Raw genomic sequence first — 14,276 nt, forward strand, 5'->3', positions numbered from 1 at the left:
CTAAATTTAATTCATTGTTTAATTAAATGCAATCATGACGCATGGATGCGGCATTGCCGGACAAACGCGCTACCCTTTCGCGATGCCCACACAACACGATTTCAGCCTCGAACCTGATGACACCGAACGGCTGGCCAACCTGTCCGGTCCGTTCGACGCCCACCTTCGCCTGATCGAGCTTCGCCTCGGCGTGGAGATCGCCAATCGCGGCTGCGTGTTCAGGATCAGTGGCGATGACAGGGCGGTGGCGCAGGCCGAACGCCTGTTACGCCAGCTTTGGGACGAGGCCGAACACGAAGCCCTGGACGATCATGCCGTGCACCTGCGGTTGGGGGCGTTCGCGGGCGATGGTGCGACCGCCGTTGCCACCGGGAGCGAGACTGCCCAGGACGTGGCGGTGCGGGTCAAGCGCGGCACCCTGCGCGGGCGCGGCGACAATCAGCGGCATTACCTGCAGCGCATCGCCAGCCACGACATCAACTTCGGGGTCGGTCCGGCCGGTACCGGCAAGACCTTCCTCGCCGTTGCCATGGCCGTGGAAGCGCTGAACCAGTCACGCGTGCAGCGCTTGATCCTGGTGCGACCCGCCGTCGAAGCCGGCGAAAAGCTCGGTTTCCTGCCGGGCGATTTGACCCAGAAGGTCGATCCCTACCTGCGTCCGCTGTATGACGCGCTGTACGAAATGCTCGGCGTCGACAAGGTGGCGCGCCTGCTGGAACGCAACGTCATCGAGATAGCGCCACTGGCCTACATGCGCGGACGCACCCTGAACGATGCCTTCGTGATCCTCGATGAAGCGCAGAACACCAGCATCGAGCAGATGAAGATGTTCCTGACCCGGCTCGGCTTCGGCAGCACCGCGGTGATCACCGGCGACCTCACCCAGATTGACTTACCCAAGCACCAGAAATCCGGCCTGAAGGACGCGGCGGAAGTGCTACGCGGCGTGGAAGGGGTGAGTTTCACGTTCTTCGAAGCACGCGACGTGGTGCGGCATCCATTGGTGGCACGCATCGTCAATGCCTACGAAGCGCGTGATGCGCGAAACAACATGATCGGAGACTGACGTGATCGCCAAATCCACCCTGTGCATGACGCTGGCGCTGTTTGCCTTCACCCTCGCCGCACCGGCGCCAGCCGCCCAGCCTGCCCCCACGACCGCGCAAGCCGAACAGCCGCTGATCACCACCAGCTACCTGATCGCACCCGAACGCGTTGGCGATTTCGTGCTCGAAAAAACGACGTTCGACGACAAGAACAAAGCCGCCGGCGCCGGCTTCCGCTACGCCCTGCCCGACTACGGCCAGATCCGCTTCGACGTTTTCGTTTATCCCACGGGCCGCCTGCCGCACGACCAGGCCGTGGATCTGGGCATGCCGGCCTTCAAGAGCGGCGTGGAGGCGGCGCAGAGCAATGGGCTGATCAAGGACCTGGTTTTCCTTGCCGATGAGCCTTTCCCGCTGCAGCCGCCTGACGCACAGCCCCCCGCCTCGTCCGCCACCGCAGCGCGGCCCGCTGACAAGCCCACCGATCCGATGGCCGAAATGCTGGCCACCATCGCCCACGAATTCAAGCCGATCGGCCGACGCCTGCGGATGCGCGACACCTTGGTGGATGCGCGCGGCGATTTCCCGATTTACTCCAACGGCTACTTGTTCTATCGCCAACTGTATTACTACAAAGTCCGCATTTCCGCAGGGCGCGACCTGATTTCCGAAGCCGAGTTCGACGCGCTGGCCGACCGCGCCGCGCGGACGCTGGTTCCCGCCATCGAGGTCATCAACCTCGGCGGTTGCGCGAACAAGGAAATCCAGGTCAATCCCGATGCAGGCTCCGACACCGTGGCCGAGACGCTGATGCGGAAGTTGGCGCAATTCGAAAGCGAAAACTGCTTTGCGGACACCCAAGCGGCCAAACTGGACGAAAAATCCGAACACGCCAGCGTCGTCACCATCCATTTCAACGCCAGCGACTGGAAGACCGAATGACCCAGGGCCCCGTCCATCTCGATGTCGCCGTCGGCTATGCGCTGCCGCGCCTCGGGCTGCCGGCCGCGGTGAGCTTCCGGCGCTGGGCCGCCGCCGCGCTGGCCGGGCGGATCCGCGAAGCCGACGTCGCCATCCGCATTGTCGACGCACGCGAGGGGCGCGCGCTCAATCGCCACTACCGCGGCAAGGATTACGCCACCAATGTGCTCAGCTTTCCGGCGGAAATACCGGTCGGCCTGCCCAAGCATGTGCGCCTGCCCCTGCTTGGCGATCTGGTGCTGTGCGCGCCGGTGGTCGCGCGCGAGGCGAAGGACCAGCGCAAGCCCCTGCGCAACCACTACGCCCACCTGACCGTGCACGGCTGCCTGCACCTGTTGGGCATGGACCACGAGGAGCCGCGCGAAGCCGAGGCGATGGAGCAGCTCGAACGCGAGATCCTCGCCGGGCTCGGATTGCCTGATCCCTACCGGGACGCTTGATAGCAGCGGATACTGGACTGACCCCGGGGACGCCATCGATGACCACGTACGACCGCACTCAAGCATTCGCCTCCGCTGCCTGGCTACTGCGTGGCATCAGCAGTGTGCCCGGCCAGCTCGTATTGAATTCAGGACTCCTGTCCTTCTCCACCAACCACCCGGGATCCGCCTGGCCTTGGCAAATCAGGAAACTCGAGCGGCAGCTGGGGGCCGAAGGATTTGCCCAGGCACTGCTGGCGGGGGAGCAATGCACCCTGTTCCAATGGCGTATGGGAAGCTTTGCGTGGCACTCGCCGTGGTACGTCTTCGGCGGCGGGATCAACCTTACCCACAATGGCCAGAAGCTACGCATCAGCTTCGGTGACCAAACCAGTGGCATGAACGAGGTCGATGCCATGCGGAAACTCGGGCAGGCCTGGCTCGAGGTCCTCGGTCAGGCATCCCAGCCATAGAATTGCGGCCACCGACCATCGCCCCGCCGCATTCCACGGCGCATGGGCTGACAGGGCCGCAGGGGTCGATGCAAACACCAGGCAAGCTCGGGCTCCGGCTCCCCACCAGTCGCGCCGACGCGCCGGTCATGGCAGGCTAGGCGGATGTACCTCGCCTATTACGGGCTGCGCGAGCCGCCCTTCTCGATTACGCCGGACCCACGCTTCGTCTTCCTGAGCGAACGCCACCGGGATGCCTTGGCGCATCTGTTGTTCGGCATCGACAAGGGCGGTGGCGGCGGCTTCGTCCAGCTGACCGGCGAAGTCGGCACCGGCAAGACCACGCTCAGCCGCTTGCTGCTGGAACAGCTCCCCGAGAATGCCCGCATCGCGCTGGTGCTGAACCCACGTCAGAACCCGATCGAGCTGCTGGAGACGGTGTGCGAGGAGCTGCGCATCGACATCGAAGGCAAACGCGGCAGTGCCAAGGCGCTGATCGACGCGCTCAACAGCTACCTGCTTGACGCCTACGCGCAGGGCCTGCGGGTGGTGGTGCTGATCGACGAAGCGCAGAGCCTGCCGGCCGACACGCTGGAACAGGTGCGCCTGCTCACCAACCTGGAAACCCACAACCAGAAACTGCTGCAGATCCTGCTGCTCGGCCAGCCGGAACTGCGCGACCTGCTGGCGCGTCCCGATCTGCGCCAGCTCGCCCAGCGCATCACTGCGCGCTTTCACTTGAGCCCGCTGGACGAACGCGAAACCGCGGCCTACCTGCGCCACCGCTGGCGGGTGGCCGGCGGCTCGCGCTTCCCGTTCAACGCCAAGGCCGTGCGCCGCCTGCACGCGCGTTCCGGCGGCGTGCCGAGACTGATCAACGTGATTGCAGAACGCGCCCTGCTGGCAGGCTATGCACGCGATGCGGTCAGCATCGATGCCCGTTTGGTGGATGCGGCGGCACGCGAGGTTCTGCCCGGTGCCAGCACAGCCCGCCTGCCTCCCTGGATGGCCCTTGCCAGCGGGATGGCCGTGGCAGTATTGGTTGCAAGCGCGTGGGCACTGCACCCTTGGGCCCCGGACGATCGGGCGCCGTCGCCCAAGCCCGCGCCTGCTTTCGTCCCGACCGCGCAGACGCCCGCCTCCGGGCTCGCTTCCCGCGCATCGGCCGAACGACCCACCCCTTCGGCTTTCGCCCGCCTGATCGATGGCGCCGGCGCAACGCCGATGGCGGGCTGGCAACTGCTGCTGCAGCAATGGAACCTGCCGGGTGATGCGATCACCCTTGCCGCGGATGGCGGCTGCGCGCCTGCGTCCAGCCAGCCCGAATTGCACTGCGTGCAAGGCAGCACGCGCCTCGACACCTTGTTGGCGCTTGACCGCCCGGTCCTGCTGCCGCTGCATGCGGGTGCAGCAGACGCTTGGGCGCTGCTGCTGGGCGCGGATGCGCGCGCGGCGCGGCTGTGCATCGGCACGCACACGGTCGATGTCGACCGCACCACATTGCAGGCGCATTGGGATGGCCGCTACGCCGGCCTGTGGCGTGGCCCGTCTGCGCTTTCGCAAACACCGATGCCGGGCAACAGCGGCCCTGCGGTCGACTGGCTCTGGCAACGGCTTGCCTCGCCGCCGCCCGCCGCCGGCACGCCCTACAACGCCAGCTTGCGCAATGCCGTGCGCGACCTGCAGGGTGCACGCGGCCTGCCGACCGACGGCATTGCCGGTTCGCTGACCCTGATGGCGCTGGCCAATGACCTGCCCGGACCGCGCTTGCTGCGGGTGCTGGAAACTCACTAATCAAGAGCCGCCCGATGTCGCTGATCCTGGAAGCCCTGCGCAAGTCCGAAGCCGAACGCCAGCGCGACGGCACGCCCAATGTTGCGATGGAGTTGCCGCCGGTGCCCGTGCGCGGCGACGGTGCAACCCCTGCCTGGGTGTGGCCGACACTTGCTGTCGTGGTCGTCGGTGCGATCCTTGCCGGCTGGCTGGGCATGCGCGCCGACAAGCGCGACCGGACAGCGCACAATGAGCCTCCCGCCGCCGAGGCAGAGGCGGCGACGCCAGCCCATTCGCCAGGACCCATCATGGCGCCTGCGGCAGCTGCCAGACCGATGGTTGCACCAGCGCCCCCGCCCGAACCGACATTGGCCACGGCGCCAGCACCACCAGCAACGACAGTCGCAGCAGCCTCTGCGCCCGACGACGGCGTGCGAGTGACGGAACACCCGGTGCCCCCGCCACCGCTGCCGGCCGTGCCCATCGCCCAGCCCCGTCCTGGTCCGGCTCCCGCAATCACGGCGGTCGACGATTCGGAGGATGCGCCACCCATCGCCGCCACCGGCCTGCCCGCGGTGAAGCTGAGCATGCACATGTGGGATACCGACCCGGCAAAACGCTTCGTCATCATCGATGGCCAGCGCATGGGTGAAGGCGATCACAGCGGCGGCCTGGCGGTCATCGCCATCCGTCGCGACGGCGTCATCATCGAACGCAATGGCCTGCGCGCGAAAGTGCCGTTGCCTTGAGGCCTTCGGCCCTCCCATCGAACACGCCGCCATGGCCATCCGCGACTTCGAACTCGAACGTGATTTCATCGAACTCAACCAGTTGTTGAAGCTGGCCGGACTGTGTGACTCGGGCGGCGCCGGCAAACAGCTCGTGGCCAGCGGCGCCGTACGTGTCGATGGTGACGTCGAACTGCGCAAAACCGCCAAGATCCGTGCCGGACAAACGGTAGAGCTGGGCGATTGCAAGATCCGGGTGCACACCGTCAGGTGAAATTTTCCGGGTGGGTCGTGAGATTCCGCCCGTTGCCGCGAATCATGGTTTCGAGTGGCGCATCCTGCGCATCGGAACCCTCATGGACGCCAGCGTCGAAACCTTGCCTGACATGACCTCCCGCGACGACCGCGACACGTTCAGTGCGCTGCTGCATCAGCATCGCGGCATCGTATTCAAGGTGGCCGCCAGCTATGCCTGGCAAATCGAGGACCGCGACGATCTCGCCCAGGAAATCACCACCCACCTGTGGCTGGCCTGGCCGAAATACGACCCGGCGCGGCGCTTCAGCACCTGGATGTACCGGGTGGCGCTGAATGTGGCGATCAGCCACGTGCGCCTGCAGTCCGTGCGCCGCCAGCACGCGACGGTGCCGCTCGACCAGGACCTCCACGACATCGCCGCCGCGGACGCAGATACGCACGAACACGCGCAACAACTGCACTTGCTGCAGCAGTTCATTCATCGCCAACCCGCACTGGATCGCGCCCTGTTGCTGCTCTACCTGGACGAGCGACCGCAACGCGAGATCGCCGACATCCTCGGCATCACCGAAACCAATGTCTCCACCCGCATCGGACGCCTGAAACAGCGCCTCCGCAACGAACTCTGAGCCTCCGCCTCATGGACATCCCCATGGAACTCGACGACTTCAAATCCGCCTGGCAATCCCTTGACGCGCGCCTGGCACGCCAGGAACAGCTGCAACTGGCATGGCTGCGTGAGCGCAAGACCCATCAAGCGCGTCGCAATCTGCGCTGGCTGCACGTCGGCATGATCCTGCAGATGCTGCTCGGGCTGGGCCTCGTGCTGCTCGGTGTCGGTTGCTGGACGCACAATCTGCACACGCCCGGCCTGCTCGCCACCGGTATCGCCCTGCACGCCTTCGGCGTCCTGCATGTCGTGTTCGGTGGTCTGGTCACCGGGCTGGCAGCCGGGCTGGACTACAGTGCGCCGGTCCTGCGCATCCAGAAACGGCTGCGCCTGCTGCTGCGGGTGCAGACGCTGAACTCCAACCTGTGCGGTGCCCCGTGGTGGGTGTTGTGGGTGCTGGTGGTGATCGGATTCGCCGGCCTGTCGCCCACCCATGCCGCCGGCCCCACGCCGCTGTGGATCTGGATCAGCCTCGACATCGGCATCCTCGGTACGTTGGCCACTTGGCTTTGGGCCGCCAAAGCCGCACGCACGCCGGACAGCCTGTACGCCCGGCTCGACGACGGCACCGACGGCATCCGTCGCAGCCTGCGCTTGTTCGACGGAATCGACCAGGTCGAACACGACTGAACGACTGTGTCCTCGCCCCTCTGATATCAGCGCCTGCATCCGGCAACGCATGTCGGATGCAGGCGCATCCGCCTTCCCGCAGAATCGTGCTTGCCCGGCACTGCGTCCCGATGCAGGATCGGGGTTGATATTGGCGGCCTTCGAGGGGACCAAGGAAACGCGATGGGGATCGTTGTCGGCATCGTTGCAATCACGCTCGCGATCTGGCTGATGCTCGCCTTCAATCGCCTGATCCGGCTGCGCAACCAATACCGCACCGCCTGGGCCGATATCGATGTGCAGTTGCAACGCAGGCATGACCTGGTGCCGCAGCTGGTGGAGGCCGTGCGCGGTTATGCCAAACACGAACGCGCCACCCTGGAAGCCGTCACCGAGTTGCGGACGCAGGCCAAGGCGGCGCAGGGCATGCAGCGACAGGGAGAGGTGGAGACGCAGCTCGAACAGGCATTGACGCGCCTGATCGCACTGCAGGAGGCCTACCCCGAGCTCAAGGCCAGTGGCAACTTCCAGCAGCTGTCGTCGGGACTGGTGACGGTGGAAGACCACCTGCAATACGCGCGACGTTTCTACAACGGCGCGGTGCGTGACTACAACGACACCATCCAGCGCTTCCCAGACCTGCTCATCGCCCGCGTCTTCGGGTTCCGGGGGTCCGAATTCTTCCAGGCCGACGCTGGCAGCCAGGCCGCGCCGAAGGTGGAGCTGGGACCATGAAGCGCCTGTTGGCGACCCTGCTGCTGTGCCTGGCCGCAGGGCTGGCTCCACCCGCCCTCGCACGAGGCGCGTCGACGCGGGATGCCACGGCAAACGCCGCCCCAGGCGCCGATGAAATTGCCCGTCAGGTCTACGCGGCCATCGCCCAGGGCGGCAGCGAAGCGGAAATCCACCAGCGCTACAAGAAGAGGCGTGCAGTCAGCCGCTACAGCGCCAGCAGTGTTTCCACCGACGGGACGGGGACCGGTGAAAACGCCGACGTCGGCGGCGAACGCATTCTCGCCTACGGTATCGAGGTCCAGGTCAATGCCGACAACACCCTCGACGTCACCGAGACCATCCGCGTCCGCGCCGAGGGCATCCAGATCCGGCGCGGCATCTACCGCGACTTTCCGACCCGCTACAGGGACCGCTACGGCAACGGCGTGGTGGTCGGCTTCGACGTGCTCGGGCTGCAGCGCGACGGCAGGCCCGAGCCGTGGTTCACCGAGCGCCTCTCCAACGGCGTGCGGGTGAACTTCGGCAACGACGACTTCCTGCCGGTTCCGGCCAACTTCACCTACACCCTGCGCTACCGCACCAATCGCCAGGTCGGCTTCTTCGCCGACCACGACGAGCTGTACTGGAACGCCATCGGCACCGGCTGGGATTTCCCCATTGAGCAAGCCAATGTCACCGTGCATCTGCCGCAGCCGGTGGCCCCCGCCGACATGCGCGCTGAAGGCTACACCGGACCGCAAGGGGCGAACGGGCAGGATTACACGGCCCGTCTTCCGGCACCGGGCCAGGCGCGCTGGACCCTGGCCCGCCCGCTGTCCCCACGCGAAGGCTTGACCATCGTCCTGTCCTTTCCCAAGGGCATCATCACCCCGGCCTCGGCGCAGGAAAAAGCCGTCTGGTTCTTCAAGGACAACCGAGGCGTCCTGCTGGGCTTGGGAAGCTGGCTGCTGATCTTCGTCTACCTGTTGCTGCGCTGGATACGGGTGGGCCGCGATCCGCCCGCAGGCGTCATCATCGCCCGCTACGAACCGCCTGCCGGACATTCGCCTGCGGCGCTGCGCTTCATTCGCAAGATGAACAACGACGGTCGCTGTTTCACCGCCGACATCGTGGACATGGCGGTCAAGGGGCTGCTGCGGATCCAGGGTGAAAAAAAGGCCGGGATCGTGGGCTCCTACATATGGACGCTGGAACGCACCGAAATGGAATCCGACGAATCCCTGCCCGGCTCGCAGGCCGCATTGTTGTCGAAGCTGTTCGGGAACGAGGACATCCTGCCGGTCACGACAGCCAATCGCCCGCAATTCATGGCCGCGCGGCTCGAACAGTACAAGGTGCTGGAACGTGCCTGCAGCGGCCGCATGTTCAAGCGCAACCACGCCCCGGTCGGCTGGGCCTCCCTCGTCGGCTTTGCCACCATGGCGGGCGCATTCTTTCTCTCGGACGGCCTGGGAATCCCGATCCTGATCGGGCTGGGCATGCTGCTGATGGTGACCCTCGTCACCTTCCTCACCCTGATGCCTGCACCAACCGCCGAAGGCCGCAAGCTGCTCGACGAAATCGCCGGCTTCAAGCTCTACCTGTCGGTTGCCGAGCGTGCGGAACTGGCAAGCCTGCCGGGCCCGGACGCGCCGCCCACCCTCGATGCCAAGTGCTATGAAGCACTGTTGCCCTACGCGATCGCGCTGGACGTGGAAGACGCCTGGACCCGGAAGTTCACCGATGCCGTGGGCGTCATGGAAGCCCAGCGGACTGCATCCAACCTGTCCTGGTACCACGGCGCCAGCATGAGCAGCATGGCCCAACTCAGCGGCAGCCTCAGCGGCAGTTTCGGCGCATCGATCGCCTCGGCCTCCTCCCCTCCGGGCGGCAGTTCCGGCGGCGGTGGCGGCGGCTCCTCGGGCGGCGGCGGCGGGGGTGGCGGCGGCGGCGGGCGTTGACGCCTCAGGGCCGCACAGTGGATTCCCGGGCAGGCTCGCCGGCTCCTGATCCATTGCGAGATGCGCCTGTCGTCTCGGCACCTGACCCATGATCCCCGGGATCTGGGGCAGTTTCTTCCGCCTGTTCCGTTTCGTCGACGCCCTCGCCGGTCGCAGGCACGTCCGGGATGGGCGCCTCGGATGGAATCGCGAGTATCGCCCCGTCCAGTTCGGCCATTGGACTTTCGACCGGACAGCGCGGATCCGGAAAACCGAACTTCGCACGCAGTGCCAAGCCACAGGCATTGATGTCGGCCACGTCCTGTCGGGCCTCGTCTGCGGGCTGCACGCACTGCACCTCGTAGGCGCGCCGGAAGGCATCGCGCCGTTGCAGGAATTCCGTTCCGCAGCGGCGCGCCAGTCGGATCCGGTCAAGGTCATCCTCGACCGCATTGGCACCGGCCAAACCAAATTTGTCCAGTTCCGCGTCGGTCAGGACATGCACGGTGCGGTTGGGCACCGTGGTCATCAAGTCGTAGACCTCAGCCGAAGCGCCATTGCGTTCGAGGTAGTTGCGCAGCTCCTCGCTGAGTACGCGCAACTCCTCGCCCAACTCCTTGCGGGACGTGGCATTGGATCGAATCCGGATCATCCGGTGGATGCCGACCGGCCCCACGATCACACGCATGTCGCCCGCCGCGAGGATCAGCACGCAGGCACTGTGGCACACCGAATCCCCGCGCACCCAGATCGTCCAGTCGTTCTCGCCGATCGCGTCACCGGCGCGCATTGCCGCCTCCACGCTGCCACCGGTGGAATCAATGTCGAGGATGCGCTTGCCGATGCCAAGATCGCTTGCGACCTTGCCGGCGCGCTCGGCCAGTGCTGCGAAACTGGCCGTGATCTTGCCCTTGTAGCGCAGCCGCATCAGGCCACTGGCGCGGCAATCCTGCATGGTCGTGCGCAGGTCGATATAAGCCAGCGACAGCACCGACTTTCCGTCCCCTTCGCGATAATTGGCACCGCAGTCGATGGCGGCATCCCCCGCCTCCAGCCGCACCGGCGACCAGTCGATCGTCGCCTGCGGCTTGCGCTGCACCACCGGCGCCGCCGTCACTGGCTGGTCTGCGCTGGCGCTGGTCTGGCCGGCAGGAACCGGCTGGCGGTTACAGGCCAACAGCAGCAGGCACAACAGCAGCGGCAACCAGCGTGGCGACATCGAACGCTTCATATCAGGGGAGCGTGGCAAGTTTAGTACGCCCGGACGGAATGGACACCTGCACCAGAGCGTTCGCCACGCAATGCGGCGGAGACCACGTCGTTCGAAGGACTCCGCCCCGCAGGGGCATGCCTGCTGTTCCGGCGAACCGCCCCGGCAGTAAGATCAAGGCGGGGCAACAGCGGGGGAATCGCTTGGCGAATGACACCGATCGATCGCGCGTGATGGTGAATGGCGTCCCCTTGTCGAAACTCGGCGACAAGGGCATGTGGTTCATCTACCCGTTTTTCGGCATCCACATGCTGATGTTCGGGCTGTCCGGATTCCTGATGGCGTACTCGACCAATAGGCCACCGCTGCCCTTCCTCTACCTGCACGGTGGCATCGCGATCACCGTCTACCTGGTGTTCTACCGTGCGATCTTCGGCCGCGAGGAAGTGCGCTGGATGCTGATCAATGCCACGCTCGGTCTCCTCGGCATCTATTCGCAAATCGGCTGGATCCTCGACAAGTTCGGCAAGGACATCCACAGCTACCCGTGGTACATGAACATCACGCCGGTCCTGTATTACGTCCTGTACACCTTCCTGCTGCGGCAATTCCTGATCGACCTGACCCATTGCCGCGACAACACCGAGACCCGGAAGCTGGTCAACATCGTGTACGTGACATGCTCGCTGCTGGTGTACGGCGGGATGCTCTGGCGGGCCTGAACTGCGATGGCATCCGAGCCGACACCCCCCCTGCACTTCAACCACCCGCTCCGCCATTGCAGCACAAGGCAAGGGGAAAACCATGGCCGAACGCTTCATCAGGATCGCAGTCCTGTACTTGTCCGTCGGCGTCTGTCTCGGCCTCTACATGGGCATCTCCCAGAATTTCACCCTAGCAACGGTGCATGTGCATGTCCTGCTGGCAGGTTGGCTGTCGCTGGCGATGGCTGGCGTCATCTATCGCCTGTATCCAGACGCCAGCACCACCCGGCTGGAGCAGGCGCACTTCTGGCTCCACAACCTCGGCCTGCCGGCATTCATGCTCGGATTGGGGATGATGCTGACTGGGCACGACCTGCCGGTCCTGCTGCCGGCCGGCGCCACCGTGGCCATGCTCGGCTTCCTGTGTTTTGCACTCAACGCGTGGCGCAGGATCAAGGCTTGAATCTGGAAGTTGGCAGGACCTGATCGTCACGTCTCGCAGGCAGCCGCAGTGCTACCGTGTCGCGATTCGAGCACGCGCTGACCAGGGCCATTCCATGTCGAAGCCGTCCAGCCTTCACACCCATCTGAAACTCAAACGCGCCTACGTCCCTGCAGCGGCAAGCGATGGCCTGCGCATCCTGGTTGAGCGCCTGTGGCCACGCGGCGTCAGCAAGCAGGAGGCCGCTCTGGACGACTGGCTGAAGGCGCTCGCGCCCAGCACGGAACTGCGTAAATGGTTCGACCACGACCCGGCACGCTGGGCCGAGTTCATCCGCCGCTACCGTGCGGAACTGCACACACATGCCGCTGAACTGGAGCGCCTGCGTTCACTCGCCCGCGCCCAAACGGTCACGCTCGTGTACGGCTCCCGCGATGAGGTGCACAACGCGGCGGTGGCGCTGCGCGAGGTCCTGCTCGATCCCGATGCCCCCGACTGACGGCAGGGATGCCAGTCCTCAGCCCAGCATCGGCAGCGTCAGCCCCTGCGCTTTCGCGCACTGCTGTGCAATCTCATAGCCGGCATCGGCATGGCGCATCACCCCGGTGCCTGGATCGTTCCACAGCACCCGTGCAATGCGCTTGTCGGCGGCTTCGCTGCCGTCACAAACGATCACCACCCCGCTGTGCTGCGAATAGCCCATGCCGACGCCGCCGCCGTGGTGCAGCGACACCCAGGTCGCGCCACCGGCGACGTTCAGCATCGCGTTCAGCAGCGGCCAATCGGAGACCGCATCCGAGCCATCGCGCATGGCTTCGGTTTCGCGATTGGGTGATGCCACGCTGCCGGAATCCAGATGGTCACGGCCAATGACAATCGGCGCTTTCAGTTCGCCGTTGCGCACCATTTCGTTGAAGGCCAGGCCCAGCTTGTGGCGCAGGCCCAGACCGACCCAGCAGATCCGCGCCGGCAGGCCCTGGAAGCTGATGCGTTCCTTCGCCATGTCCAACCAGTTGTGCAGATGCGCATCGTCCGGGATCAGTTCCTTGACCTTGGCATCGGTCTTGTAGATGTCTTCCGGGTCACCCGACAGCGCCACCCAGCGGAACGGGCCGATACCGCGGCAGAACAGCGGTCGCACATAGGCCGGCACGAAGCCGGGGAAGGCAAACGCGTTCTCGCAGCCGACATCGAAGGCCATCTGGCGGATGTTGTTGCCGTAATCGACGGTCGGAATCCCCTGCGCGTGGAAGGCCAGCATCGCTTCCACGTGCACGCACATCGACGCCTTGGCCGCATCGCGCACGGCTTGCGGATTGGCCTTTTGTTCGGCTAACCACTGTTCGACACTCCAGCCGATCGGCAGATAACCATGCACCGGGTCGTGCGCTGACGTCTGGTCGGTGACGCAGTCCGGCTTGACCCCGCGCTTGACCAATTCCGGCAGGACTTCCGCGGCATTGCCGAGCAGGGCAATCGACTTGGCCTCGCCCGCCTTGGTGTATTTCTCTATCCGCGCCAGCGCATCGTCGATATCGGTGGCCTGCTCATCGACATAACGCGTCTTCAAACGGAAATCGATGCTGCTCTGCCGGCATTCGATATTGAGCGAGCACGCACCCGCCAGCGAAGCCGCCAGCGGCTGCGCGCCGCCCATGCCGCCAAGGCCTGCGGTCAGGATCCACTTGCCTTTCAGCGAACCGCCGTAATGCTGGCGGCCCATCTCGACGAAGGTTTCGTAGGTGCCCTGCACGATGCCCTGGCTGCCGATGTAGATCCAGCTGCCGGCGGTCATCTGGCCGTACATCATCAGGCCCTTCTGATCGAGCGCGTTGAAGTGCTCCCAGGTGGCCCAGTGCGGCACCAGGTTGGAATTGGCGATCAGCACCCGCGGTGCATCGGCATGGGTCGGGAACACGCCCACCGGCTTGCCGGATTGCACCAGTAGGGTCTGGTTGTCACCGAGGGTTTTCAGCGTTTCCAGGATCTTGTCATAGCAATCCCAGTCCCGCGCGGCGCGGCCGATGCCGCCGTACACCACCAGCGAGGTCGGATCTTCCGCCACCTCCGCATCGAGGTTGTTCTGCAGCATGCGGAACGGCGCTTCGGTCAGCCACGACTTGCAACTGAGTTGGTTGCCGCGCGGCGCGCGGATGCTGCGGCTGGGGTCGTGGCGGTGGCTGGCAGTCATGGCGATTCCGGCGTCGGCGGGGTCTGGAAATTCTGCGCCGCATCGGTGGTATCGACCAGCGGCGAAACGCGTCCAGCGCTGGCAATCACGGTTTGTGGGCCACGAATTGCGCAAAATGTTCGAATATGTATACACTGTA

Annotated in this window: 16 protein-coding genes; 14 read left to right on the plus strand and 2 right to left on the minus strand. The window is 65.3% G+C overall.

All coding sequences use genetic code 11. From position 1 onward, the window contains the following. Nucleotides 1-82 precede the first annotated feature (82 nt). The 11 genes from IT472_RS05080 to IT472_RS05130 all read left to right on the plus strand — a co-directional run bounded on the left by IT472_RS05080 (nucleotide 83) and on the right by IT472_RS05130 (nucleotide 9,611). A complete protein-coding gene (locus IT472_RS05080) occupies nucleotides 83-1,066 on the plus strand; it encodes a PhoH family protein (protein WP_297179322.1) in 984 nt (327 codons plus the stop codon). Between the two features lies 1 nt (nucleotide 1,067). Then, on the plus strand, nucleotides 1,068-1,988 hold the full coding sequence (locus IT472_RS05085) for a hypothetical protein (protein WP_297179325.1): 921 nt from the start codon (nucleotides 1,068-1,070) through the stop codon (nucleotides 1,986-1,988). After that, the gene (gene ybeY, locus IT472_RS05090; protein ID WP_297179329.1) at nucleotides 1,985-2,467 is read left to right on the plus strand and encodes an rRNA maturation RNase YbeY; all 483 of its coding nucleotides are present in this window, start codon (nucleotides 1,985-1,987) and stop codon (nucleotides 2,465-2,467) included. The genes IT472_RS05085 and ybeY overlap by 4 nt, the downstream gene beginning before the upstream one ends. A 38-nt stretch (nucleotides 2,468-2,505) precedes the next feature. Beyond that, the gene (locus tag IT472_RS05095) at nucleotides 2,506-2,919 is read left to right on the plus strand and encodes a hypothetical protein (RefSeq protein WP_297179331.1); all 414 of its coding nucleotides are present in this window, start codon (nucleotides 2,506-2,508) and stop codon (nucleotides 2,917-2,919) included. Between the two features lie 144 nt (nucleotides 2,920-3,063). Next, on the plus strand, nucleotides 3,064-4,692 hold the full coding sequence (locus IT472_RS05100; RefSeq protein WP_297179335.1) for an AAA family ATPase: 1,629 nt from the start codon (nucleotides 3,064-3,066) through the stop codon (nucleotides 4,690-4,692). A gap of 14 nt (nucleotides 4,693-4,706) precedes the next feature. Then, a complete protein-coding gene (locus tag IT472_RS05105) occupies nucleotides 4,707-5,420 on the plus strand; it encodes a general secretion pathway protein GspB (RefSeq protein ID WP_297179337.1) in 714 nt (237 codons plus the stop codon). A 31-nt stretch (nucleotides 5,421-5,451) separates the two neighbouring features. Further along, entirely contained in the window at nucleotides 5,452-5,673 is a 222-nt protein-coding gene (locus IT472_RS05110; RefSeq protein WP_297179339.1) for an RNA-binding S4 domain-containing protein, read from the plus strand. Nucleotides 5,674-5,785: 112 nt separating this feature from the next. Further along, nucleotides 5,786-6,286, plus strand: coding sequence for a sigma-70 family RNA polymerase sigma factor (locus IT472_RS05115; protein ID WP_297179412.1), 501 nt, complete (start codon nucleotides 5,786-5,788; stop codon nucleotides 6,284-6,286). A 23-nt stretch (nucleotides 6,287-6,309) separates the two neighbouring features. After that, nucleotides 6,310-6,957, plus strand: a complete 648-nt coding sequence (locus tag IT472_RS05120) for a hypothetical protein (protein WP_297179342.1) — start codon at nucleotides 6,310-6,312, stop codon at nucleotides 6,955-6,957. A gap of 162 nt (nucleotides 6,958-7,119) precedes the next feature. Beyond that, entirely contained in the window at nucleotides 7,120-7,671 is a 552-nt protein-coding gene (locus IT472_RS05125; protein WP_297179346.1) for a LemA family protein, read from the plus strand. Continuing rightward, nucleotides 7,668-9,611 (plus strand): DUF2207 domain-containing protein, encoded by a 1,944-nt coding sequence (locus tag IT472_RS05130; protein ID WP_297179350.1) that lies wholly within the window; start codon nucleotides 7,668-7,670, stop codon nucleotides 9,609-9,611. Before IT472_RS05125 ends, IT472_RS05130 begins: the two co-directional genes overlap by 4 nt. A gap of 4 nt (nucleotides 9,612-9,615) precedes the next feature. On the opposite strand, the gene IT472_RS05135 is transcribed toward IT472_RS05130, so the two are convergent. Continuing rightward, nucleotides 9,616-10,809, minus strand: a complete 1,194-nt coding sequence (locus IT472_RS05135; protein ID WP_297179353.1) for a hypothetical protein — start codon at nucleotides 10,807-10,809, stop codon at nucleotides 9,616-9,618. 194 nt (nucleotides 10,810-11,003) lie between these two features. Here IT472_RS05135 and IT472_RS05140 point away from each other — a divergent pair, with 194 nt between their 5' ends. From IT472_RS05140 to IT472_RS05150, 3 genes are all read left to right on the plus strand, one after another. Beyond that, nucleotides 11,004-11,522: a hypothetical protein gene (locus IT472_RS05140; protein ID WP_297179356.1), complete on the plus strand. Its 519-nt coding sequence runs from the start codon at nucleotides 11,004-11,006 to the stop codon at nucleotides 11,520-11,522. A gap of 82 nt (nucleotides 11,523-11,604) precedes the next feature. Further along, complete coding sequence (locus IT472_RS05145) at nucleotides 11,605-11,967, plus strand: hypothetical protein (protein WP_297179358.1); 363 nt, start codon at nucleotides 11,605-11,607, stop codon at nucleotides 11,965-11,967. A gap of 94 nt (nucleotides 11,968-12,061) precedes the next feature. Further along, nucleotides 12,062-12,445, plus strand: coding sequence for a DUF488 family protein (locus IT472_RS05150; RefSeq protein WP_297179361.1), 384 nt, complete (start codon nucleotides 12,062-12,064; stop codon nucleotides 12,443-12,445). An 18-nt stretch (nucleotides 12,446-12,463) separates the two neighbouring features. On the opposite strand, the gene hutU is transcribed toward IT472_RS05150, so the two are convergent. Continuing rightward, nucleotides 12,464-14,137 (minus strand): urocanate hydratase, encoded by a 1,674-nt coding sequence (gene hutU / locus IT472_RS05155; protein ID WP_297179364.1) that lies wholly within the window; start codon nucleotides 14,135-14,137, stop codon nucleotides 12,464-12,466. Nucleotides 14,138-14,276 lie beyond the last annotated feature (139 nt).

Source organism: Thermomonas sp. (assembly GCF_020850895.1).
Lineage (GTDB): Bacteria > Pseudomonadota > Gammaproteobacteria > Xanthomonadales > Xanthomonadaceae > Thermomonas.

Excerpts from the sequence above, each read along its gene's own strand:
- IT472_RS05080 (WP_297179322.1), top strand. The coding sequence starts at position 83 with ATGCCCACACAACACGATTTCAGCCTCGAACCTGATGACACCGAACGG.
- IT472_RS05135 (WP_297179353.1), bottom strand. The coding sequence starts at position 10,809 with ATGTCGCCACGCTGGTTGCCGCTGCTGTTGTGCCTGCTGCTGTTGGCC.
- IT472_RS05115 (WP_297179412.1), top strand. The coding sequence starts at position 5,786 with ATGACCTCCCGCGACGACCGCGACACGTTCAGTGCGCTGCTGCATCAG.
- IT472_RS05145 (WP_297179358.1), top strand. The coding sequence starts at position 11,605 with ATGGCCGAACGCTTCATCAGGATCGCAGTCCTGTACTTGTCCGTCGGC.
- hutU (WP_297179364.1), bottom strand. The coding sequence starts at position 14,137 with ATGACTGCCAGCCACCGCCACGACCCCAGCCGCAGCATCCGCGCGCCG.
- IT472_RS05150 (WP_297179361.1), top strand. The coding sequence starts at position 12,062 with ATGTCGAAGCCGTCCAGCCTTCACACCCATCTGAAACTCAAACGCGCC.
- IT472_RS05110 (WP_297179339.1), top strand. The coding sequence starts at position 5,452 with ATGGCCATCCGCGACTTCGAACTCGAACGTGATTTCATCGAACTCAAC.
- IT472_RS05130 (WP_297179350.1), top strand. The coding sequence starts at position 7,668 with ATGAAGCGCCTGTTGGCGACCCTGCTGCTGTGCCTGGCCGCAGGGCTG.
- IT472_RS05100 (WP_297179335.1), top strand. The coding sequence starts at position 3,064 with ATGTACCTCGCCTATTACGGGCTGCGCGAGCCGCCCTTCTCGATTACG.
- IT472_RS05105 (WP_297179337.1), top strand. The coding sequence starts at position 4,707 with ATGTCGCTGATCCTGGAAGCCCTGCGCAAGTCCGAAGCCGAACGCCAG.
- IT472_RS05120 (WP_297179342.1), top strand. The coding sequence starts at position 6,310 with ATGGAACTCGACGACTTCAAATCCGCCTGGCAATCCCTTGACGCGCGC.
- IT472_RS05095 (WP_297179331.1), top strand. The coding sequence starts at position 2,506 with ATGACCACGTACGACCGCACTCAAGCATTCGCCTCCGCTGCCTGGCTA.
- ybeY (WP_297179329.1), top strand. The coding sequence starts at position 1,985 with ATGACCCAGGGCCCCGTCCATCTCGATGTCGCCGTCGGCTATGCGCTG.
- IT472_RS05125 (WP_297179346.1), top strand. The coding sequence starts at position 7,120 with ATGGGGATCGTTGTCGGCATCGTTGCAATCACGCTCGCGATCTGGCTG.